Raw genomic sequence first — 21,303 nt, 5'->3', positions numbered from 1 at the left:
GTGCCCTCCCTTCGGCTGCCGGACACCGTGCGGTCACACCGAGCGGGAAGGTTTCCGCCGTCCCCCTGCCTCGCCCCTCATCCGTCCGCCGCGGACCTGGCGGATGTGACGTGGAAGGACGACGTGCGCCATGTCCCTGCTCCCGCTCGACGACCTCCCCCGGGCGCCGGCCGCCCTGGTGCGCTCCCCCTCTGCCGCGCGCCTGGCCCGCCGGACACTCACCCTGCTCCCGCTCCTGCTGCTGGGCATCTGGGCGGTCGCCGACTGGCATGCCGTACGCGACGGCGCCGCCCGACTGGCCTCCGCCGACCCCCGGTGGCTGCCGGCCGGGATCCTCCTCACCGGCCTGGGCTGGGTGAACGCCGCCTGGGTCCGCCAGGGCGCCGTACCGGAGAGGCTTCCGGCGGGACCGCTGGTGGCCTCGCAGTTCGCCGCCGGCGCCGCCAACCACGTACTCCCGGCGAGCATCGGCGCCCATGCGGTCACCCTGCGCTTTCTGCAGACCCATGGCGTCTCCTTCGCACGGGCCACCGCCTCCCTCGCCCTGTACTCCCTGGTCAAGCCGATCGCGAAGACACTGGTGCTCCTCACCTTCCCGGTGTTCTTCCCGGGTGTACTGACGCTCGGTCAACTCGTCCCGGACAAGCGGACGCTGATCCTGATCGCGGCGGCTGCGGGTGCAGGTGTCACCATGGGCTGCGCCCTGGTGACGGTCGTACGTCCGCTACGGCGCCCGGTGTTCGACTTCGTCCGCACCGCGCTGACCGACGCGCGGATTCTTCACACGCGGCCCAGCCGTGCCCTCGCCCTGTGGGGCGGAGCGGCCGTCAGTCCGATTCTCCAGGCGAGCACGATCGCCGCGGTCGGGGCCTCGCTCGGCCTGCAACTGTCCTGGGCGCAGGTGGTGTTCGCGTTCCTCGCCGCCAGCACGGCCGCCGGGGCCGTACCCGCCCCCGGCGGCATCGGCCCCGTGGACGCGGCGATGGTGTTCGCCCTGGCCGGCTACGGCGCCCCGATGGACGTGGCCACGGCCACCCTCATCGGCTACCGCGTCCTGACGGTCTGGCTCCCCCTCCTGCCGGGCATGCTCGTCCTCACGGCCATGGTCCACCGCAAGCTGCTGTGAGCGCGCGGACGCACAGCGCGATCCCCGTCCATTCGCTTTGCTCCAGGGAATAAATCGCGGAGCTTGAGCTGCCCCGCCACACCCTTCCCGAGGGGCAGGATTCTGCCCCACAGCCAGCCATCGTTCGACGTCCACCGGACGGCGGAGCAGATCCTTCGGTTCATGAAATATGTCACAGAGCAAACATTTAATCCTGAATTAATCGAGGAGTAACGTCGCATCTGCCCCACCACCTCGGGGCACCGCCGGGACCAACTCACCCACACGGCACCGGCGTACAGCAAGGAGAAAGATGATGAGTCACACCTTTGGACGGCGAGCCGCAACCGCGCTCCTCACCGCCACCGCCGCCGTCGGCGCCCTCTTCGCCGCCGGAGGCTTCGCCTCGGCCGCTCCGAACCCCGCAGCCGACCGCCCCGCGGTCGTCGTGTCGAACGCCCAGGGCGTCACCGAACACGGCGGCGACCGCGGCGGCAGCGGCCGTGACAGCTGGAGCGACAACCGTGGTCAGGGCGGAGACGGCCGGAACGACCAGCGCTCCTACCAGGGTGACCGCAATTCCTACCGTGGCTTCCGCGACTCCGACCGGAGCGGGCGCAACTCCTACCAGGACGACCGCAACTCCTACCGCGGCGACAGCAACGTCTACCGCGTCTCCTACCGAAGCGACGACCACTCCTACCGGAGTGACCGCGACGGCCGGGGCGACCACCGTGAGTTCCGCGGCGAGCACCGCTGGGACGGCCACCGCTACTGGCACCACGAGGGCCGCTCCTGGTACTGCGACGACGACCACGGCCGGCGCTACCGCTACGACGGTCACCGCTTCTACCGCTGGGACCGCGGCGTATGGGTCATCGTGATCAGCGACACGCACGGCTTCGACTTCGACGGGGCCCTCTTCCGCTGATCCCACGGACCGCGACGACATCGGACCGGGCAGGGTGCACACTGCCCGGGTCCGATGACCGGCCCCCGACGCACACCGAGCCAGCCATGATCAGTTGCGTAGACCACATGCTCGACATGGAACTCGAGACTCCCCAGGGCCTCCGGGTCACCGTGCCGACCCACCTGCTCTACCGGGCGCAGGATCCCCTGTCGGTGGAGTTCCTCTTCCATGACATCCGCCTGGGCCCCGTGCCCTGGACCTTCGCACGCGAGCTGCTCACCAGGGGGTTGCTGACCCCCAGCGGGGAGGGTGACGTGCGGGTCTGGCCGACCGGGACGGGTTCAGAGGCTCTGCTCCACCTCGCCCTGTCCTCTCCCCACGGGTCCGCCCATCTGACCACCGCGCTGAAAGCGGTCGAACGATGGCTGTGTCGCACCTACCGGCTGGTGCCGAGCGACCGCGAGGTCGAGGCACTCGGTCTCGAGACCCGCCTCGCCCGCTTCCTTGAGGAAGGCGCCTGAGCCTGCGGTTCCTGGAGGATCCCGGAGGAAGGCGCCCGTGCCCGCCGGGAGAAGGCTCCTGAGTCCGCCGAGCGGCCCATGAGGCCACAGGGCCGACCGGACATCACCGTACGACCTTGTCGACACCGCCCTACGCGGGCAGGTGCGCGCGATCCAGGTCGGCCAGGGGACCCTCCACGTCGGTCATGAGCGAGCCATACACATGCCAGGCGCCCGGCCTGGTGAGGCTGTCGCCCCCGATCAGGCCGGTCATCGTCTCGTGCCAGTCCAGTGCGCCCGCGATCGCATCCCGCAGGCGCCCCCTGGGCGGCATCTCGGCCCCGCCGTTCGGCGCCGGCGGTTCGACGAACGCCTGTACGGCCGCACCCGCCAGTCGCAGGGTCTCGGCGTACCGGTCGAGGAACTGCTGCCCCAGATGGTGGTCGGCCTGGCCGTGCACGGCAGGCGAATGCTCGTAGAGCGTGTCTGTTCGGGCCGTCCCGTCGCGCATGTCGCGGCCGGGATGGGTATCTCACGCGTCACCGCGCACAAGTGGGTCCGCCGCTGGCGGGCGGAGGGCGAGGCCGGACTCGTCGCCAGTTCCAGGGCATCCGGGCAGTCCAGAACCACGCACTCGCTTGCCGATCATCAACGCCCCGTCCAGCGCCAGGGGGCTTCGCCGGAGCCCGCGCAGACCTTGCCATGACGATGAGCTCAGCCGGCTGAGGCGGACCGGCCGAGCTCACCGTCCATTTCATTCACGGAGCGCGAACGAAGCCCGCTCCCGCCACTTCGCGCCGTCATGCACCATGAGGTCAACTGACGAAATCCGGGACGTGATCGGAAGTGTGCCGAGAAGGTCGGCTTCAATCTCATCCAGGACAGCGTCGTCCTGACCGTCAGCGATGGTCAGATGGGGCACGACCTCGGTGAACCTGCCTTCGTAGGGTGGGGTCTCGGGCCATCGATCGGCGATCATCTCAGTGAGTCGCCGCAACGGCGCGTCTGGCTCAGGAGCGAGATACAGCACCCCTGGAAACCGTCCACAGCCCTCGAACCGCAGGTCAAAGGCACGTTGCCTGCCGAGCGCGTCCGCGAGGGCCGAGCAGACGCGCTCATCCACTCGCCGCTCGTCGAGGAACGGGAAAAGTACCGTGACATGCGCTGGAACCCCTGCTCGGGCTGACGGATCGAACCTCTCACGCCACGCCCGGACGGCCGGCTCCGCCTCCGGGATCCCGACGACGAGGCCCGTCCGACCCGCCGCAAACCTACTCGTGCCGACGTCAGTCATGACACGGCATGCTGCCACCTCGGACGCCCAGACCCCTCCCAGTGCCCGGACAGCCCCGGGCTCAGCCTGTGGCGGCGTGGGCCGGGGACGGCGAGTGGGTGGGGCATGGCTCGGGGGCCGGCTCCGGGTGCCCCGCCGGTGTCGGCTCCGGCCGGGCGGCGCCGGAGTCCAGGCGGAGCATGGCTTCCTCGTCCGGGGTGCCGGGAACTGCCTGGTAGACCACCATGCGCTGGCCGCCCGTCCGGGCCAGTCGCATGACCTCGTAGGTCAAGGTCATCGGTCCCACCTTCGGATGCCGGAAGCACTTCTGGCCGCCGCCGCGCTCACAGACGTCGTACCGCTCCCACAGCCGCGCGAACTGCGGTGACTTCAGCACCAGTTCGCCGACGAGAGCGGTCAGTTCCGGATCGTCCGGATCGGCACCGGCGACCGCCCGCAGATGCGCCACCGAGAGCGCGACCGTCTCCTCCCACGGCTCGTAGAGCGTCCGGCCGAGCGGGTGGAGGAAGAGATAGCGGGTCAGGTTGCGCTGGTGCTCGGGCCAGTCCCAGAGCCCGGGCAGGAGCCGCCGGCCGGGCGGGTTGGCGGCCAGTACGCGGTTGTAGCGGCTCACCACATAGGCGGGCAGCGGTCGCACCGACTCCAGCATTCGCAGGACCGAATCACGGACGGTGTGGTCCGAGGAGGCCGGCAGCTCGGAGATCCGGCCGGAAGCCAACTCCGCGAGCTCGTGGAGGCGTTCGTAGCCATCACCGCGCAGCCGCAGGGCGCGCCCGAGGGCGTCCACGACGGCAGGAGAAGGGTTGGTCTCCCGGCCCCGCTCCAGGCGGATGTAGTAGTCGACGCTCACCCCGGCCAGCGCGGCCAGCTCCTCCCGGCGCAGTCCTGGAGTGCGCCGCAGGCCCGCGCCGACCGGAAGACCGACATCCTCCGGGCGCACCTGCGCTCTGCGGGCCTTGAGATATCTGCCGAGCTCCGTGCCCCGTACGTCCGCTCCTGCTGCCATCGAACCATTGTCGCAGGCGGGCGAGGAGCGTGGGGGGCCGCGTCACTGCCTGGAACACGAGACCCCCGGCACGACGCGGTCTGCCGAACGGCAGCCTCTGGGCACAGAGTTGAGCCGGAGCGGGCGGCCCTGTCGCCGGGGGCCCAGGGGGTGCAGGACACCGGGCCGCGGCCCCAGCCGACTGCGGCCGCCCGCCCAGCTGTCTTTGACGGTCCGTCAACCGAGACCACCACTCCTCCAAGGGATGAACCATGCCGATCAGCCCGACCCGATTCGCCGCCCCCGCTCACGGACACACCTCCGACCCGTCCGCGACCACCTTCCGGCGACGACAGCGAGCCCGGCCGGCGGATCCGCCCGCCGACGCCCCCGCCGCGCCACGACACAGCGGCGTCGCCCTGGTGGCGTCGCTCCTCGGGTTCACAGTGATCACCATCGACGTCTCAGCCGTGAACATCGCGCTGCCCGCGATCCGGAACTCTCTCAGCGGCGGGATGGCCGGGCTGCAGTGGGTGGTGGACGCCTACACCCTGATGTTCGCGGCCTTGATGCTCTCCGCCGGTGCCCTCGCGGACCGCGCCGGCGCCCGCCGCGCCTACGTCTGGGGTGTCACCCTGTTCACCCTCGCCTCCCTGGGCTGCGCGCTCGCGCCCGGCATCAACGTGCTGGTCGCCGCGCGAGTGACCCAGGGCGGCGCCGCCGCGGTCGTGATGCCGGCCTCGCTCGCACTGATCCGGCAGGCCTACGAGGACGCCCGGGCGCGCGCCCGCGCCATCGCACTGTGGACGGTCGGCGGCTCGGTGGCGATGGCCGCCGGCCCGGTGCTGGGCGGGCTGCTGACCGACTCGGCCGGCTGGCGGGCGGTCTTCCTGCTCAACCTCCCGGTGGGCGTGGTGATCCTGGCCCTGCTCGTCCGGGTGCCGCGCTCACCGCGCCGGCCCGCCGCGCTGGACGGCGGCGGCCAGCTCACCGCGGTACTTGCCCTGGCCGGGCTGGCCTTCGCGGTGATCGAGGGCGGCCATCTGGGCTGGACCAGCGGCCCCGTGCTGGCGTCCGGGGTGGTTGCCGTCGCCGGCGGGTACGCCTTCCGCGTCGTGGAGGCCCGGCACCGCCAACCCATGGTCCCTCTCAAAATGCTGACGCACCGTGAGGTGGCCGTCCCGCTGGCGGTCGGCTTTGCCATCAACGCCGCCTTCTACGGCGGCATCTTCCTCCTCGGGCTGTACTACCAGCAGTTGCGCGGGATGTCGGGGATCGCGGCCGGGCTGATGTTCGTCCCGATGTCGGCGGTGGTGACGGCGACCAACCTGGTCTCGCCGCGCCTGGCGGAGCGGATCGGGAGACGGCCGGTGATCGTCGCCGGGCAACTGGTCTTCATCGTGGCGATGCTGGCCATGCTGCCGCTGGCCGCACACACCCCGGTGTGGCTGGTGCTCGTCCTGTTGCTGCCGCTCAGCATCGGCGGGGCGCTCGTGGTGCCCGCGCTCACCGCGCTGCTCATGGACGCCGTACCCAAGGAGCGCGCGGGGACCGCGTCGGGGCTGCTCAACTCCCTTCGCCAGACCGGCGGTGCGCTCGCCGTCGCCCTCTTCGGCGGGCTGCTCTCCGGCCCCGCGGGCGGCTTCTCCCTACCGGGTATGCGCCTCGGCCTCCTCGCCATCGCCGCGCTTCTCCTGGCCACGACCGCCCTCTCCCGCCTCGCCTTGCCTCGCGGCTGACACCAGCGCATCCGCACCGGGCCCTTCGGTGGGCCCATGGCGTAGCGAGGACGGCGGGGTTCCGTCCGAGGGCGTGGCAGCTGCCGGCCGGACGCGATGCCCGTTCGCTGGGGGTGGTCGTCCGGCACGCCGGACGGACGGGATTCGGCACGGCGGTCACGACCCACAACCCCGGCTCGTACTTCCAGGTGAGGGCACTCGACGCCCGCGGAAATGTCCTCGGGCGCTCCAGCACCGTGCGACTCTCCGGCTGACGACCGGTGCCTGTCCGCACCTCCGGGTCAGGCTGAGGTGAGAGGGGTCGCGGTGCCGGGCTCGGGGTGCAGGCGGTAGCGAGTGCCGTCGGTGTGGACCGTACCGGCGGTCGGGTGGGGGAAGTGGGTGCCCAGCAGCAGGCCGTCCGTGTCGGCGAGGCTGTCCAGGAGGCGCGTTCGGCTGCGCACCGCCTGCTGCGCGTCGATGTCGACGCAGCTGGTGAGGTGCGGGTGGGACAGTTGCACGGGGTGGTGGACGCTGTCACCGGTGATCACGGCCTTGCGATCGGTGCCGCGTAGTTCCACGGCCACCTGCCCGGGCGTGTGACCGGGGGCGGGGACCAGCCAGACACCGGCGGCCACCTCGGAGCCCTGATCGGGAACGTCGACGAGGTCGTATCGGCCGTTGTCGTGGACGGGATCGACGGAGTCGCGGAACATCTGACGGCGGGCGTCGTCCATCTCTGCCCCGGTCCAGTAGTCCCATTCGACGCGACTGGTGAGGTAACGGGCGCGGGGGAAGGCCGGCTGCCACTCCCCGTCCAGGAGACGGGTGTTCCAGCCCACGTGGTCGGTGTGGAGATGAGTGGTGACGACAAGGTCGACCGACTCCGGAGCGAACCCGGCTGCGGTCAGGCGCTGCAGGTAGTCGGAGCGGAGACCGTTCCAGGCGGGATTGGAGCGTGTCTTGTCGTTGCCGATCCCGGTGTCGACGAGGATGCGCAGTCCACCGGCCTCCACGGCGAAGGTGTGGCTGGCCAGTCGAAGGGTGTGGGAGTCGGCGAAGTGGGGCCGCAGCCAGGACGCCTCGTCGATCACGTCGGTGGTGGCGCCGGGGAGCAGCCAAGGGCCGGTCCCTGGGGGCAGAGTGATCTCGTCGATGCGGTGCACGACGATGTCTCCGAGGCTCCATGAGGGACGGCTGTGCCGAGTCGAGGCGGAGTTCACGGTTGATACCTCTGTTCTCAGGGATGCCGGCCGGAGAGGGTCAGTGGTTGTGGTGATGCCTGCCGGTGGCAGTGGGAATGGCGCCTACCGAGCACTTGACGCAACTGGTTCGCTTTAAGCGATCGTAAACCGCCTCGTACCCTAAGGCAAACCATTCGCTTTTAGCTCAGTTGGCATACCCGCTCGAGTGCGGCTCCTGCCCGCTCAGCGCGGTGCGACCACCAGCGCCACCAGGCTGCGCGTATAGGCGGGTGACAGGTCCGAAGGGCGGAACAGGATGCGGTAGATCAGCGGCGCGACGATGGCGTCCAGCATCGCCTCGACCTCGGGTACCGCCTCTCCGCGGCCGGCGGCCCGCACACCGATGACCTTGAGCTGCTCGGCGGCGTAGTCGGAGCAACGGGCGGCGTTGCCGTGCTCGGGATCACCCAGCAGGGCGTCGCGGATGTAGGTCCGGCCGATCGGCGAGGACATCTCCTCCGTGAACTGCTCCACCCATGCCTCCAGGTCGGCGCGCAGAGACCCGTGGTCGGCGGGGGGCGCCTCCGGGCGGAGTCGTTCCACCGCCACATCCGACAGCAGCTCCCGCACGTCGCCCCAGCGCCGGTAGATCGTGGAGGGAGTGACCCCGGCCCGGGCCGCGATGAGGGGCACGGTCAGCGCCTCACGGCCGCCTTCGGCCTCAAGATCTCGTACGGCTTGATGAACGGCCTGCTGGACGCGTGCGCTGCGCCCCCCGGGGCGCGCGGAAGGTCGAGGAGTCACACCTCGCAGCTTAACGCGAAATCGTTGCGCACTTGGAGTCCGCGACGGCGATGCACGCGCACGCTCCCGCCCCGAGATGACCTGCCGAGCCGGTTCAGTGGGCGGCGGTCGGCGGCTGGATGTAGTCCTCCAGGCGCGCCACGGCGAATCCCTGCTCCTGTATCCGCCTGAGCATGTTGCCGAACATCTTCGTCATGGTGGCGCCCTTGAGCTCCGCCGGCCCGCGGAAGTGGGCGAGGATGATGTCGCCGGGCTGCAGCTTCTTGTCCGGCTGCTGGTACTGCATGTTGCGGATCTGCATGGATTCGCGCCACCAGACGATCGCCCGCGGCCCGCACTGACCCACCGCGATCTTGGTGTTGGCGTTGTACGCGCCGTACGGCGGGCGGAACAGCAGCGGCGCGGTGCCGTACTCCTTGGTGAGGATCTTCTGGTCCCCGCACACCTCTTCCTTCTGGCGGGCCAGCGGGACGGTGTTCATCGGGGGGTGGTGCAGGGTGTGGTTCTGTATATGGTTGCCCATCGCCTGCAGCGGCTTGAAGTACCCGTAGTCCGACTTGATGGCGTCATTCATCAGGAACATCGTGATCGGGACTTTCAGATCCCGCATCATCTGGATGAACTTGGGATCCTTCTCCAGCCCGTCGTCGACGGTTATGAAGACGACCTTCTGCGAGGTCGGTATGTGCGTGAAGACCGGGACCGGGCCGGTCGCGGAGAGTTTGACGGGCTTGTCGGCCGGGGGCTCAGGGGTCGCGGGCAACGGCGTCAGGCCCCACTTGTGCCAGACCGCAGCGTCGTCAACGTGGCGTGGCGCGGCGCTCGGAATGCCGACGGTGGGTGCGGCCTGCCTCGTGGTTGCCGCCGGGCCGGTCGCACTGCCCCCGCTCGCGCCGCAGCCCCCGACTGCCAGGGTCGTCGCGACCGCCCCCGCCAGTGGTACACAAAACCCGCCACGCCTGTTGCGCCGCTTCACCGCGCCGGTCTCCCTGACTGCCATGTTGTTCTTGAAACTGCTGGGAAAGGTATCGCGCAGTGTGAAGGACGGGGTTCAGCGGGGGTAAGGATACGACTAGGCGATACCGCACCCCGTGGATCCGTGACTCCCGGCCCTGTCGGCCCGTTCACCACGCCGCGGCGGTCGACGGCCGGCCCCGCGAGTGCGGTCGGGTGCTGAGTGCTGGGCGTCCGCGTCGGGCCGCCGTGGCGGCGACTCGGGGGCGGGGTCGTCGGCGAGCAAGGGCCGGAGGGCCCCGAGAAGCGCGCCGATGCAGATGCCGCGGAGCTGAGTGCGGGAGCAGGTCTCGCGAGTGAGCCAGTCGGCACAGAGGACCTGGACGAAGACCAGCCGGCTCTTCAGGACGGCGGACACGGCCTCGCGTGCGCTGTCGTCCGCGAGCGGGAGTACGGCCAGCAGCCGCGCGCGGAGGGCGTCCAGCTCGTTCGTCATGATCGACTGAATGACCGGGTCGGCCGCGAGGACCCGGCTCGCGGCGAGGACGGCGTTGCGGTTGGCCATGAAGTGGTCGAGATGGACGTCCAGTGTCTACCGGTGACGCCGACCGGGAGGCGGTCGGTCGTCGACGTCCCGTTCGGCCGCGGCCACTCGGAAAACCGGTGTCCCCAAGGGCTGCGCCTTCCATACTGTTCGGGCTCATGGATGACTCCACCGCCCCGCCGCGGCTGACCCGACTCACCTTCCACGGTCCGCTTTCCGAGGACCGGGCCGCAAGGATGATCCGCCGGCTCACCGCCCAAGCCGGCCCGGCCGCTCCGGCCACCGTGCTCGACATCGGCTGCGGCTGGGGCGAGTTCATGCTCCGCCTCGTCGAGGCGACGCCCGATGCGACCGGCGTCGGCGTCGACCTCAATGAGCACGACCTAGCCCGCGGGCGCGCCAACGCCGAGGCCCGGGGGCTGGCCGAGCGGGTCCGTTTCGTCCAGGAGTCCGCCGCCGACACCGTTCGAGGCCCCGCCGACATCGTTCTCTGCTTCAGCGCCAGCCACGCCCTCAGCGATGCCCAGCCGCCCGAGCACACCGCAGCCGCACTGCGCGCCCTCCGCCGTCTGGTCGTCCCCGGTGGCCGTGTCCTTCTCGGCGAGGGCTTCTGGCAACGCCCGCCCACTCCGGAGGAGTTGTCGGCCATGTGGCCGGACGCCTCCCGCTCCGAGTTCCACGACCTCGCGGGCCTTGTCGACCTCGCCGTCGCCGCGGGCTTCCGCCCCGCCTGGATCGAGACCGCCAATAGCGATGAGTGGGAGGAGTTCGAGTCCGGCTACCAGGCGGACGTCGAGGAATGGCTCGCCACCCGTCCCGATCACCCCCTCGCCGAGGAGACCCGCGACCGCGTCGACCGCCACCGCAGCACATGGCTGCGGGGATATCGCGGCCTCCTGGGCCTGGCCTACCTGACGCTCGTCCCCGTGAAGTGAAGGTGACAGACCGAGTTCTGCCATGGCGCTCAGCGCGGAACGAACACGGGAGTCGGGCCACGGCTGCTACTTGACGATCGCCGTCGGCTGAGCTGGTCGTGGGGCTTTGGGGCCGCTTGTCGGGACGGTGGCTGAGGCCGTTCAGCAGGGACCGGGCCTGCCGGCCGGGACGAGACCTCCCCTCATTCCTGAAGGAGCCAGGGCGTCCAGGCCGGCGCCGAACAAGAGCCGGAACGCCCGCTATTCACCTCGCGACACCTAAACACTTGCGCAACCCCTAAACTGTCGGCGTGGAGACGACCGACATGACTGCCTGGGAAACCGCGGTGCTTGACGGAGGGCCCGCGGACGGACTGCGGGTGAAGGTCTCCGGCCGACCGCGCGTGATCCAGGTGACGTACCCCTGCCAGGTGGAGGCCGCCTCGCGCGGGCTGCGCGCGGAAGGGGTGTTCGTCTACCGCCGCGACTCCGGCGTGACCGGAGAACCACTGCGGTACGGATTCGACATCGCCAGCCCCTGAGGTACCCGGCGCACGGGACTCAGCGAGCCGGGTGACTCTCGGTGTCCGGGCGGCCCCTCGTGGTCTCCCCCGGGCGGCGCGCGCCGGGTGTGCGCACCCTCCGGCCTCAGTGCACGCCGCGTCCGTATCGCGTGATGATCCACGCCGCACCTCGTTCGGCCAGAGCCCGTCGCCGCCCCCAACGCGAGCGCCGCACCGGGACGACCGGGGGCCGTACGTCCGACGGAGCGGCCGCCAGAGCGGCGAGTCGCCCGGCGGCGCGCGCCAGTTCCGCCTGCAGTCGTCGGCGCCGCCTGGAGGAACCGGCCCTCAACAAGGCCGCATAGAGCCCCTCGACCTCGGCCAGCGCGGCGCCCAGCCGCAGATTCACCTCACGCACTCGCCGGATGTCCCCGCGCGGCATACATGCCCTTCCTCCGCCCGACACATTGGGGCCTACCCCCCGTTGACTTCAATTATTGCGCAATGTTGCAAGTCACTTGCCCCACACGGGAAAGATCGGCACCGGGAGCTGGTCGTCGTTCCGCTCAGGGGCACCGCGGAGGCGTCAGCCCGCGCCGACAACCCTTCCCGCCTTCGCCCAGTTCGTGTGCAGCCGGTCCAGGTACGACCGGGCCTGGCTGCCCGGGGCCGCGCCGCGGGCGAAGGCAAGCATGTTGCTCGCACCGGTGTTGTACCCGAGGGCCAGCAGGTCGTTCTTCGTGTACGAGGCGGACCAGCGGACGGGCAGCCGGGTCGCCAGGTCGTGGAGGTACCAGGCCTCGGCCTCGACGGCGAGGTCCCGGTCGTCGGGCAGTTCCTCCCAGTGGCGGCCGGCGAAGTCCCGGCCCTGCTTGACCTCGTCGAAGGCGGCTCGGTGCATGTTCGCGATGCCGAAGGCGGCATCCGGCTTGTACTTCTGCCAGGCCCGCTCGAAGGACGGATCGTGGGGTTTGTACGCCTCGTTGTAGAGGATCGCCATCAGCAACTGGGCGCTTACGCCGGTCTGACGAGCCCGGGCACGGACCTGGGAGGCGTAGTCGGCCGGATCGTACGCCGCGGTGGTCGTCGTCGAGGGAGAGGGAGTGGCCCGGTCGGCCGACGGGCTGGGCGTGGAGGGTGCTGCCTCTGCCGAACGCGGCGTGGCGCCCTGCGGGGTGCCCACCGCGCGCACGACGCCGTAGACCGCCAGGGCGAACACCACGATGAGGAGCCACCGCGGGCGCCTCGGTGCCCCGGAATCGGACATGTCCCGCCCTCTCTGCGCCCCGCTCTCGGCCAGCATCCTTGCACAGCAGGCGGATTAAGACCCGCGTGAGGCGGCGTCGTGCTGCCCGGCTGCGGGGACCGGCTCACCGCGGCGCCTCCTGCTCAACACGTCGGCGCTCATCACGCGCCCCACCGGCGAAAGAGGGGCGCGGCCGCCCGCTCTGAACGATGGGTGCTGCCCACGGCACGAGCAGTTTCTCGGCCAACTCGGCGGTCACCCTGCTGCTCCTGCTCCGCGCGGCCACACCCCTCTTCCGGGTCACCCCATGGCGAAGTAGGCCAGACTGCCGAGTCCCGCCACGGAGCAGTAGATGGCGAACGGGATGAGGGTCCGGTGCTCGAAGTACCTGACCAGATAGCGGGTGGCGAGGTAGGCGGCCACGAAGGCGGCGACGCTTCCCGCCAGCAGCGGTCCCCGCAGGCCGTTGCCCTCGGAACCCAGCAGCGGAGGCAGCTTGAGCAGTGCCGCTCCACCGATCACCGGCGTGGCGAGCAGAAACGCGAACCGTGCGGAGTCCTCGTGGTTGAGGCCGCGGAAGATACCCGCGCTGATGGTGGAACCGGAGCGGCTGATCCCGGGAAGGAGGGCGAGGATCTGGGCCGCGCCGATCAGCAGCGCCTGCCGGATGGACATCCCGGTGATCCGCTGGTCCGACAGCTCGTCCGGAGTGAGGTGCTCCTCCCCGGGCGCCGCCGAGGCTCCTGCGCGCCTGCGGCCCGTACCGCCCCGTCGCAACTGCTCGGTGACGAACAGCACGATGCCGTTGAGGGCCAGGAAGATCGCGGTCGGGACGGGCCGGCCCAGGGTGGTGCGGAACACCTTGTCGAGCGCGAGGCCGGCGACGGCGACCGGAATGCTGGCCGTGATGATCAGCCAGGCGAGCCGCTGGTCCACGGTCTCGATACGCCGCCGCGTGATCGACGTGGTCAGCCCCCGGATCACACGCACCCAGTCACGCCGGAAGAAGACGACCAGCGCCAGGGCGGTGGCCAGGTGGAGGCCGACCAGTTCGTTGAGGTACAGCGATCCGTCGGCCGAGACGTCCAGATCGTGTTTCCAGTGCCCGCCGAGGAGGGCTGGGATGAGGATGCTGTGTCCCAGACTGGAGACCGGGAACAGCTCGGTGACGCCTTGCAACAGGCCGACACCTATGGCTTCGGGATAGGTCAGGACGGACATGGCTGGCCTTCGACTCGATGGGCGCGCGAGGCCGCCGCCGTGGGCGACGCGCACAGCAGCTGCGGCAGGGCGGAAGCTACTGCACGCGTACAAAATTCAGGCAAGAGCGGTTCGTGTGGTTCACACCCCCGGTGACTCGGCCACCACAGTCGACGGCCTCGTAGCGTGACGCGGCCGCCCCGTGGAACGGGGCGGCCGCCTGCTGCGACGGTCTGCGGCAGAAGGACTGAGCGTCCTACTTGATGTACCGCGCGGGCCGAGTGGCGACGTGGAGCAAATACTCGAGGGGGCCACGCCGGAACAGGCGAGTCCACAGAGTGGCAAAGAGGGCTGCGCCCGCGATGAAGCCGAGCAGCACCGGCAGACCGGACATGCCCTCGTCCTCCGTCGCGGCCAGGTACCAGACGTCGGTGAAGAACCAGAGGGCGACGATGTGGAGGACGTATACGGTCAGCGCCATCATGCCGACCGCTGCGAGGGGTCTGGCCAGGCGCGTGAGGCGCGGCAGCCGGTCGGCGACGGCCAGGCACGCGGTCACCACCAGGATGCCGACGCCCGTGTTGCCGAGGATGGAGAAGGTCGTCTGGCTGTGCGGTGCGGCGACAAGCAGCCAGGCGAGCGGACTGTGGTCCGGGACGTCGCCGACGGTGTCGGACCACCACGCAGCCGATGCCGAACCGCCGTCCGTCGCGGCCGCCACGGCGGAGAGAGCGTGGGGGACCAGGTGCAGGGCCAGCCACGAGCCGCCGTAGCCGAGCGCGGCGAGCACCCCGCCGGTCAGGGCCAGCCGGGATCGGATGCCGGGCCGAGTGAGGTCGAGCCGGGCCACCGCCATGCCGGCGAGCAGGAACGGTATCCAGGTGACAACCGGATACGACCCCGTGAACAGCAGCTCGACGAACCCGTCCGAGCCGCTGATCCAGGCCAGCGGGTCCCGGGCGATGACGGCGTCGGCCCAGTTCCCTCCCTCGATCGACGCCCGTATCACGTACAGAACCTGCGGCAGGATCAGCGTGGCCGCGGCGGCGAGCAGCGCGAGTGTCCGCGCTCGCAACCGGTACAGCGGGAGGACCGTCAGGAAGAGCAGCCCGTAGAAGCTGAGGATCACGTCGATCGACGTGCCCAGGGCCGTCAGGGCGTAGCCGAGCGCCAGCAGGACAACGGCACGGATCACGATCCTGGCCATCGCCTGGCGCCCGGAGCGCCCGGTCCGGGGCTGCGGACGACCCATGATGATGATCAGCGAGAAGCCGGCGAGCAACGCGAAGAGGGCGGACGAGCGGCCCCGTGCCAGCTCCAGCAGGAACCCGACCGGCCCGCCCACCGTCACGTCGGGGCCGACATGGGCGGCGAACATGCCGCAGACCGCGAGCCCGCGTGCCAGGTCGATACCGATCAGCCGCCCCGTCGACGGTGTGGCGGCAGAGGTGGATGAGCGAACCGGTTCATGCTCACGCGTCGCCTGTGCGGGCACAGCCGACAATACGTTCTGCGTCATGCCTTCAGGGTTGGCAGCCCACCCAGCCCAGCCATCCCGGCAGCTTTCCGGAACCATCCCGCCGAACGGCCCGAGTTTCCCCTGCCGACCGGCTGGGACCCGCCCGCCGACCTGCGGGAGGCGCAACCGGACCATCACTGACGGCTACGACGGCGTACGCGTTCTCAGGGCGGGCACCCGCTCAGCCGGTCTCCCCGGTGAAGCGGCGCGCGCGAGCGACACCCAGGGGCCGTACGGCGGCCTGTCCGTGCCGGAGGTGGTTCGGCGGCGCGGAGATGCTCCCTGGCCCGGGCGTCGCCGACGCCCTCGCCGCGGCCGACGCCGTGCACCACTGAGCGGCCTTGCACCACGGCAGCCACTGCCCGCCGTACCGGGCCTCAACTCCCGCGACCTGCTGGAGTTCACCACCATCGACGCCGCCGCCTGAGGCGAGCACGACCCGGGTACGAGAAGGATCGGCATCGGCGGTCCGTGTGGTCGTGGCTCCGTGTTCACCCAGTTCAGCGCACCCGTCCCCGTGGCTTCAGCCGCGCAGCCGGCAGTTCCGGCGCGGGCAGCGGAGCGCCGTCGTAGCCCTTCACCTCACCGAATCTCGTCCCCGTCATCCACTCAGACCGCGCCTGTGCGATATCGTCGTGCGTACGGGCGATGAAGTTCCACCACATGATCAGCTCCTCCTCGAACGGCTCGCCGCCCAGGAGCATCAGGCCCGCGTCCGACTCCGTGCGCAGCGGGAGTTCGGTGCGGCCGCAGCCCAGGTAGAGCATCGAGCCCGGCAGGACCGGGACTCCGTCCACATGGGCCTCGCCGGACATCGACAGCACCGCGTACTCGAAGTCCGCGTCCAATGGCAGTCGAACGTCCGCGCCGCGCGACAGGGCCAGATCGGCACCGACGATCGGGGTGAACGTCGTGCCGGGGGACCGTGTGCCGTCGAGCTCGCCCAGGAGCAGGGTGGCCCTGAGGCCCGGGGCCGTGACCACGGGCAGTTCCGGGTGGTACTCGAAGCGCGGGTCGGTGTGCCGGTGGCTGTCCGGCAGTGCCACCCAGAGCTGGGCGCCGTGCAGGAAGCGTTCATGGGGCCGCGGGCTCTCCTCGGAGTGACTGATCGCCCGTCCCGAGGTCATCAGGCCCAACTCGCGCGGGCGGATGGTCTGGAGACTGCCCGTCGAGTCGCGGTGCAGGACCTCGCCCTCGTGCAGCCAGCTCACCGTCTGCAGGCCCGTGTGCGGATGCGGGGGCACCTGCATGCCCGGCTCGTCCGCGATGTCGTCCGGACCGTAGTGGTCGACGAAACACCAGGCGCCCACCATGCGGCGGCCCAGGTTCGGCAGCAGTCGTCGGAGCTGAGTCGACTCACCGAGACGGACCTGGCGCGGGCTGAGGAGCTCGCGCACCGGTTCCGCCACCACGAACCCGCGGCCACCGCACACGGCGGGCACCGCCTCGCGATCGAGATTGCTCATGCCGCCCAACCTAGACCCGGCGGTACACCCGCGTCAGGGTGGCGACCCGTCCATGGATTCGCTCATTCCGTCGAGCCGACCAGTCGGCCCAATGGGGCACGGCCGGCCCCGTCCGGTTCACCGCGTCCGGCCGTCCGGTGCGGCCCGCTCCGGTCGTGGAATATTCAACCAAACCCTCGGGTTGTGGGGGCCGTAAGGAGGTCAGAGTGGAAACGACGTACTACGACCACGGAACACCGGCGGAGCGCTGGGAGCGAGCCCGGATGTTCTTCGACGCCAAGGACTACTCCGCGGCCGCGCAGGTCCTCAGGGCTCTGGTCGAGGAGGTGCCGGAGCAGACGGGACCGAGGCTGCTGCTGGCCCGCGCCTACTACCACTCGGCTCAGCTGCGGCGCGCCGAGGAGGAGTTGCGCGGCATCGTGGAGCGCGACCCGGTGGAGCACTACGCCCGGCTGATGCTCGGGCGCACGCTCCAGCGCCAGGGGCGCGTGGCCGAGGCCGAGCCGCATCTGCGGATCGCCGCGGCGCTCTCGGGTGACTTCGCCGAGGTGTGATTCCCGGGCCGCCCGGGACTGACGGCCCGTGACCGGTACCACCACCGGTCACGGGCCGTCGTGCTGCTCGCGCTGTGCCCTGGCCCGCTCGTCACCCTCCAAGATCCATAAAACACGTCACACGGTACGGCCGCCGTAGGTACGCCCGCCGCGGCGGTGGTCGATCTCACCGAGGACGACGTCCACGGCGACGAAGGCCGCGAGCGGGACGCCGAGCAGCGGCACGAAGTAGCCGAGGACGGCGACGCCCGCCATGGCGGGCACGAGGATCTGCGGCGGGACCTGCTGCCAGGCGCCGCGCGGCACCGGCCGGCCGAACGCGCCCGCCCGGCCGCGCTGCCACCACATGCGGTAGCCCGACACGATCAGCAGCACCAGGGACAGGGCGAGGGCCATGAGGGCGAGCTGGTTGACGATCCCGAAGAGGACGCCGGTGTGCAGGTCGATGCCCCAGCGGGTGAGTTTGGCCAGCACCGGATAGTCGGCGAAGCGCAGCACGTCGGTGACCGCGCCGGTGGCCGGGTCGACGGTGACCGAGTCCTGCTTCTCCGGCCAGCTGCGCTGGATCTGCCGGACGACATAGGCGGAGGACGCGTCGGCGGGCGGCACGATCTCCACGGGGTCGGTCAGGCCCTCGGCCCGGGCGGCGGCGAGGACCTTGTCGAGGCCGACGCCGTGCCCGCCGCCGCCCGCGGCCGCGGAGCCATGGCCGGCGTGCTCACCACCCGCCGCGGCCGAGACCGACGGGGTGGCCTGGTGGAGTGAGGTGCGCAGTTCGTCGATATTGGCCCCGGCGTACGTGGACCAGGTCAGTCCGGTCGCGGAGAGGAAGAAGAACCCGGCCGCGGCCCAGACGCCGACCGTGCCGTGCAGGCCCAGAGTGCGTCGGCGGCCGCTCGTGCCACGCAGCTTGCGCCGGGTGCGCCGGCGCGCGAACCACAGGACGATCCCTCCGCCCGCGATCACCCACAGCCAGCTCGCGGCGAGTTCGCTGTAGAGGCGGCCGTTCTCGCCGAGCCGGAGGTCGCGGTGGAACTCGTCGATCCAGGTCCGAAGCGGCAGGGCGCCGGTGGAGCCGTACTGCTCCAGGGCGCCGCGCACCTTGCCGGTGTACGGGTCGACGAACACGGCCAGGGTGTGGTCCTTGCCGACGCCGGGGACCCCGGAGAGCAGCACCCGTGTGGTGGCGTCCTTCGCCGGGGACGGGCGTACGGCCGACAGTGTGCCCTCGGGGTGGGCCTTGCGGGCGGCGGCCACCTGTGCGGCGATCGGCAGCTCGGTGTCCCCGACCGGAACGGTCAGCTCATGCGCGTAGACGATCCTCTCGGCCTGGAACGAGGCCGCGTACAGGAAGCCGGTGACCGCCGCGACCAGCAGGAACGGGGCGACGAGGACCCCGGCGTAGAAGTGCAGGCGCAGTACCAGGGGACGCAGCGGCGCCCATCCGGAGGACTTGGCCGCGGCGGGCCCGGGGGCCTCGTCCGTCGGGGACGGGGAAGTGGTGGTCATCGGCGGGCTGCTCCGGGGGTCGGGGACGGACTGCGGCCACGCGCCGGGGAGTTGGGCGTGACGGTCCAGTGGTCGGAGGCGCGTAGCGGTGAGTTCCCGGGCGATTCGGTGACGTCGGTCACACTGCCGGAGCGGCCAACCGGGCCCGGGCGCCGGTGACATGTGCCACAGGCGGGCCGCGCCGCCGCGTCCGCCGCCGGATCCGCCTGTCATGCTGGCGCGATGCCTTCCGACGTCGCCCGCACCGGCCCACATGACCGCCCTCTCGCCGACCAGGTCGAGCGACTCCTCGCCGTCGGTGGTCCGTTGCCGATCGTCGCGGCGGGTGATCCGGTGCTGCGCCGTGGCACCGAGCCCTTCGACGGCCAGCTGGACCCGGCGCTCCTCGCACGCTTCGTGGCCGCCCTGCGCGAGACGATGCACGCGGCGCCGGGGGTGGGGCTCGCGGCGCCGCAGGTCGGGGTGGCGTTGCGGATCGCGGTCATCGAGGACCCCGCGCCGGTCCCGGAGGAGTTCCGGGTGGCGCGCGGGCGGACGCCCCAGCCCTTCCGGGTGCTGGTCAACCCGTCGTACGAGGCGCTCGGCACCGAACGGGCCGCCTTCTTCGAGGGCTGTCTGAGCGTGCCGGGCTGGCAGGCCGTGGTGGCCCGGCACGCCCGGGTGCGGCTGCGGGCGCTGGACGAGCACGGGGTGCCGGTGGACGAGGAGTTCGCGGGCTGGCCGGCCCGGATCGTCCAGCACGAGACGGACCATCTGGACGGCACGCTCTATCTGGACCGGGCGGAACCGCGCTCGTTCTCGTCGACCGAGGCGATGGCCGGGCGATGGACCCAGCCCACGCCGGAACGGGCCGCCGCGGAGCTGGGGTTCACGCTCCCGGACTGAGAGCCGCGCACACCGTGAGCGCCCGAGCCGGGCCCCGCGCACAGGTGGGTGCGGGGCCCGGGATCCCTCGGGTCAGCCCCGGTACGCCTCCAGCAGGCGCAGCCAGACCTCGCTGATGGTCGGGTACGAGGGCACCGCGTGCCACAGGCGGTCGATCGGGACCTCGCCCGCGACGGCGATGGTGGCGGAGTGGATCAGTTCCCCGACGGCGGGGCCGACGAACGTGACGCCCAGCAGCGTCTCGCTGTCCAGGTCGACCACCATGCGGGCGCGGCCCCGGTAGCCGTCGGCGTACAGACCCGCCCCCGCGACCGACGTCAGCTCGACGTCCACGGCGCGGACCCGGCGGCCTGCCTGCTCCGCCTCCGCCAGGGAGAGACCGACGGCCGCCGCCTCCGGGTCGGTGAACACCACCTGCGGAACGGCCGCGTGGTCGGCGGTGGCGGAATGGGCGCCCCAGGCATCCGTCTCCAGGAGCGGGACGCCCGCCGCGCGGGCCCCGATCGCCGCGCCCGCGATACGCGCCTGGTACTTGCCCTGGTGGGTGAGGAGCGCACGGTGGTTGACGTCGCCGACCGCGTACAGCCACTCGCTGCCCGTCACTCGCATGCTGTCGTCGACCGACAGCCAGGAGCCGGGCTCCAGGCCGACGGTGTCCAGGCCGATGTCCTCGGTGCGGGGTGTCCGGCCGGTGGCGAAGAGGATCTCGTCCGCCTCGATGCGGTCGCCCGCGTCCGTGACGACCACGACGGTGTCGCCCTCGCGCCGGACCGACTCGACCGAGGTACCGGTGCGCACGTCCACGCCCGACTCCGCGAGGGCCTCCGCGACCAGTTCCCCGGCGAAGGGCTCCATGCGCGACAGCAGGCCCTTGCCCCGTACGAGCATGGTGACCTGCGAGCCCAGGGCCCCCCAGGCCGTGGCCATCTCGGTGGCCACCACGCCGCCGCCCACCACGACCAGCCGTGCCGGCGCGGCCTTGGCGCTCGTCGCCTCCCGGCTGGTCCAGGGGCGCACCTCGGCGATCCCCGGCAGGTCGGGCAGCAGGGCCCCACTGCCGGTGCACACGGCCACCGCGTGCCGGGCGGTGAGCACCTGCTCACCGTCCGGGCCGCTCACCGTGACCCGGCGGGGTCCGGCCAGCCGCCCCTGCCCCCGGTAGAGGTCGGCGCCGATGCCGTTCAGCCAGGCGACCTGGCCGTCGTCCTTCCAGTCCGACACCTCGTAGTCGCGATGGGCCAGGACCGCGGGCACGTCGAGCCGTCCCTGCGCCAGATGGGCCAGGCCGGGGACGCGGCGTGCGTCTGCGCGGGCGATCACCGGGCGCAGCAGCGCCTTGCTGGGCATACAGGCCCAGTAAGAGCACTCGCCGCCGACCAGTTCGCTCTCGACGATCGCGGTGGAGAGTCCGGCGGCCCGGGTACGGTCCGCGACGTTCTCACCCACGGGCCCCGCACCCAGCACCACGACGTCGTACGCGATGGATTCCGTTTCCGTCATGGGCCC

Annotated in this window: 21 protein-coding genes and 2 pseudogenes; 9 read left to right on the top strand and 14 right to left on the bottom strand. The window is 71.2% G+C overall.

Annotation, left to right across the window (positions count from 1 at the left end; all coding sequences use genetic code 11):
* Nucleotides 1-130: 130 nt before the first annotated feature.
* The 3 genes from ACFY2Z_RS31505 to ACFY2Z_RS31495 all read left to right on the top strand — a co-directional run bounded on the left by ACFY2Z_RS31505 (nucleotide 131) and on the right by ACFY2Z_RS31495 (nucleotide 2,539).
* Nucleotides 131-1,126 carry a YbhN family protein gene (locus ACFY2Z_RS31505; RefSeq protein ID WP_390747465.1) on the top strand — a complete coding sequence of 332 codons (996 nt, stop codon included), beginning with the start codon at nucleotides 131-133 and terminating at the stop codon, nucleotides 1,124-1,126.
* 295 nt (nucleotides 1,127-1,421) lie between these two features.
* Nucleotides 1,422-2,036 (top strand): hypothetical protein, encoded by a 615-nt coding sequence (locus tag ACFY2Z_RS31500; protein ID WP_390747464.1) that lies wholly within the window; start codon nucleotides 1,422-1,424, stop codon nucleotides 2,034-2,036.
* Nucleotides 2,037-2,122: 86 nt separating this feature from the next.
* Nucleotides 2,123-2,539 carry an SsgA family sporulation/cell division regulator gene (locus ACFY2Z_RS31495; RefSeq protein WP_390747463.1) on the top strand — a complete coding sequence of 139 codons (417 nt, stop codon included), beginning with the start codon at nucleotides 2,123-2,125 and terminating at the stop codon, nucleotides 2,537-2,539.
* A gap of 130 nt (nucleotides 2,540-2,669) precedes the next feature.
* Here the strand turns inward: ACFY2Z_RS31495 and ACFY2Z_RS31490 are convergent, their stop codons facing one another.
* The gene (locus ACFY2Z_RS31490) at nucleotides 2,670-3,029 is read right to left on the bottom strand and encodes a hypothetical protein (RefSeq protein ID WP_390747525.1); all 360 of its coding nucleotides are present in this window, start codon (nucleotides 3,027-3,029) and stop codon (nucleotides 2,670-2,672) included.
* On the opposite strand from ACFY2Z_RS31490, the pseudogene ACFY2Z_RS31485 reads away from it, so the two are divergent.
* A pseudogene (locus tag ACFY2Z_RS31485) lies at nucleotides 2,946-3,152 on the top strand (helix-turn-helix domain-containing protein); the annotation flags it as partial. The gene ACFY2Z_RS31490 and the pseudogene ACFY2Z_RS31485 overlap by 84 nt on opposite strands.
* A gap of 120 nt (nucleotides 3,153-3,272) precedes the next feature.
* On the opposite strand, the gene ACFY2Z_RS31480 reads toward ACFY2Z_RS31485, so the two are convergent.
* Both ACFY2Z_RS31480 and ACFY2Z_RS31475 read right to left on the bottom strand, forming a co-directional pair.
* Entirely contained in the window at nucleotides 3,273-3,812 is a 540-nt protein-coding gene (locus tag ACFY2Z_RS31480; protein ID WP_390747462.1) for a 2'-5' RNA ligase family protein, read from the bottom strand.
* A 61-nt stretch (nucleotides 3,813-3,873) separates the two neighbouring features.
* Entirely contained in the window at nucleotides 3,874-4,818 is a 945-nt protein-coding gene (locus ACFY2Z_RS31475) for a helix-turn-helix domain-containing protein (protein ID WP_390747461.1), read from the bottom strand.
* A gap of 251 nt (nucleotides 4,819-5,069) precedes the next feature.
* Between ACFY2Z_RS31475 and ACFY2Z_RS31470 the strand changes: the two genes are divergently transcribed.
* Nucleotides 5,070-6,536: an MFS transporter gene (locus ACFY2Z_RS31470; protein ID WP_390747460.1), complete on the top strand. Its 1,467-nt coding sequence runs from the start codon at nucleotides 5,070-5,072 to the stop codon at nucleotides 6,534-6,536.
* A 281-nt stretch (nucleotides 6,537-6,817) separates the two neighbouring features.
* Here ACFY2Z_RS31470 and ACFY2Z_RS31465 read toward each other — a convergent pair whose 3' ends face one another.
* The 4 genes and pseudogenes from ACFY2Z_RS31465 to ACFY2Z_RS31450 all read right to left on the bottom strand — a co-directional run.
* Nucleotides 6,818-7,738, bottom strand: a complete 921-nt coding sequence (locus ACFY2Z_RS31465; RefSeq protein ID WP_390747459.1) for an MBL fold metallo-hydrolase — start codon at nucleotides 7,736-7,738, stop codon at nucleotides 6,818-6,820.
* A 204-nt stretch (nucleotides 7,739-7,942) separates the two neighbouring features.
* Nucleotides 7,943-8,503, bottom strand: a complete 561-nt coding sequence (locus tag ACFY2Z_RS31460; protein ID WP_390747458.1) for a TetR/AcrR family transcriptional regulator — start codon at nucleotides 8,501-8,503, stop codon at nucleotides 7,943-7,945.
* A 94-nt stretch (nucleotides 8,504-8,597) separates the two neighbouring features.
* Nucleotides 8,598-9,503, bottom strand: a complete 906-nt coding sequence (locus tag ACFY2Z_RS31455) for a polysaccharide deacetylase family protein (protein WP_390747457.1) — start codon at nucleotides 9,501-9,503, stop codon at nucleotides 8,598-8,600.
* 72 nt (nucleotides 9,504-9,575) lie between these two features.
* A pseudogene (locus ACFY2Z_RS31450) lies at nucleotides 9,576-10,046 on the bottom strand (hypothetical protein); the annotation flags it as partial.
* Between the two features lie 113 nt (nucleotides 10,047-10,159).
* Here ACFY2Z_RS31450 and ACFY2Z_RS31445 point away from each other — a divergent pair.
* A complete protein-coding gene (locus tag ACFY2Z_RS31445) occupies nucleotides 10,160-10,936 on the top strand; it encodes an SAM-dependent methyltransferase (protein WP_390747456.1) in 777 nt (258 codons plus the stop codon).
* A gap of 305 nt (nucleotides 10,937-11,241) precedes the next feature.
* Nucleotides 11,242-11,457, top strand: a complete 216-nt coding sequence (locus ACFY2Z_RS31440) for a hypothetical protein (protein ID WP_390747455.1) — start codon at nucleotides 11,242-11,244, stop codon at nucleotides 11,455-11,457.
* A gap of 106 nt (nucleotides 11,458-11,563) precedes the next feature.
* On the opposite strand, the gene ACFY2Z_RS31435 is transcribed toward ACFY2Z_RS31440, so the two are convergent.
* The 5 genes from ACFY2Z_RS31435 to ACFY2Z_RS31415 form a co-directional block, all read right to left on the bottom strand.
* Entirely contained in the window at nucleotides 11,564-11,860 is a 297-nt protein-coding gene (locus ACFY2Z_RS31435; RefSeq protein WP_390747454.1) for a hypothetical protein, read from the bottom strand.
* 144 nt (nucleotides 11,861-12,004) lie between these two features.
* Nucleotides 12,005-12,685 (bottom strand): lytic transglycosylase domain-containing protein, encoded by a 681-nt coding sequence (locus ACFY2Z_RS31430; RefSeq protein ID WP_390747453.1) that lies wholly within the window; start codon nucleotides 12,683-12,685, stop codon nucleotides 12,005-12,007.
* 279 nt (nucleotides 12,686-12,964) lie between these two features.
* Nucleotides 12,965-13,885, bottom strand: a complete 921-nt coding sequence (locus ACFY2Z_RS31425) for an undecaprenyl-diphosphate phosphatase (RefSeq protein WP_390747452.1) — start codon at nucleotides 13,883-13,885, stop codon at nucleotides 12,965-12,967.
* A 235-nt stretch (nucleotides 13,886-14,120) separates the two neighbouring features.
* Complete coding sequence (locus tag ACFY2Z_RS31420; protein ID WP_390747451.1) at nucleotides 14,121-15,383, bottom strand: DUF418 domain-containing protein; 1,263 nt, start codon at nucleotides 15,381-15,383, stop codon at nucleotides 14,121-14,123.
* Nucleotides 15,384-15,883: 500 nt separating this feature from the next.
* Nucleotides 15,884-16,849, bottom strand: a complete 966-nt coding sequence (locus ACFY2Z_RS31415) for a pirin family protein (protein WP_390747450.1) — start codon at nucleotides 16,847-16,849, stop codon at nucleotides 15,884-15,886.
* A 206-nt stretch (nucleotides 16,850-17,055) separates the two neighbouring features.
* Here ACFY2Z_RS31415 and ACFY2Z_RS31410 point away from each other — a divergent pair, with 206 nt between their 5' ends.
* Nucleotides 17,056-17,403, top strand: a complete 348-nt coding sequence (locus ACFY2Z_RS31410; protein ID WP_390747449.1) for a tetratricopeptide repeat protein — start codon at nucleotides 17,056-17,058, stop codon at nucleotides 17,401-17,403.
* A 117-nt stretch (nucleotides 17,404-17,520) separates the two neighbouring features.
* On the opposite strand, the gene ACFY2Z_RS31405 is transcribed toward ACFY2Z_RS31410, so the two are convergent.
* Nucleotides 17,521-18,912 (bottom strand): PepSY-associated TM helix domain-containing protein, encoded by a 1,392-nt coding sequence (locus ACFY2Z_RS31405; RefSeq protein ID WP_390747448.1) that lies wholly within the window; start codon nucleotides 18,910-18,912, stop codon nucleotides 17,521-17,523.
* Between the two features lie 222 nt (nucleotides 18,913-19,134).
* Here ACFY2Z_RS31405 and ACFY2Z_RS31400 point away from each other — a divergent pair, with 222 nt between their 5' ends.
* Entirely contained in the window at nucleotides 19,135-19,797 is a 663-nt protein-coding gene (locus ACFY2Z_RS31400; protein ID WP_390747447.1) for a peptide deformylase, read from the top strand.
* A 72-nt stretch (nucleotides 19,798-19,869) separates the two neighbouring features.
* Here ACFY2Z_RS31400 and ACFY2Z_RS31395 read toward each other — a convergent pair whose 3' ends face one another.
* Nucleotides 19,870-21,297, bottom strand: coding sequence for a dihydrolipoyl dehydrogenase family protein (locus ACFY2Z_RS31395; protein WP_390747446.1), 1,428 nt, complete (start codon nucleotides 21,295-21,297; stop codon nucleotides 19,870-19,872).
* Nucleotides 21,298-21,303 lie beyond the last annotated feature (6 nt).

It is taken from the genome of Streptomyces sp. NPDC001222 (assembly GCF_042896945.1).
GTDB lineage: Bacteria > Actinomycetota > Actinomycetes > Streptomycetales > Streptomycetaceae > Streptomyces > Streptomyces gibsoniae.
Note: the sequence above shows the minus strand (reverse complement) of the source record. Positions and strands in the feature narration are given on the sequence as shown.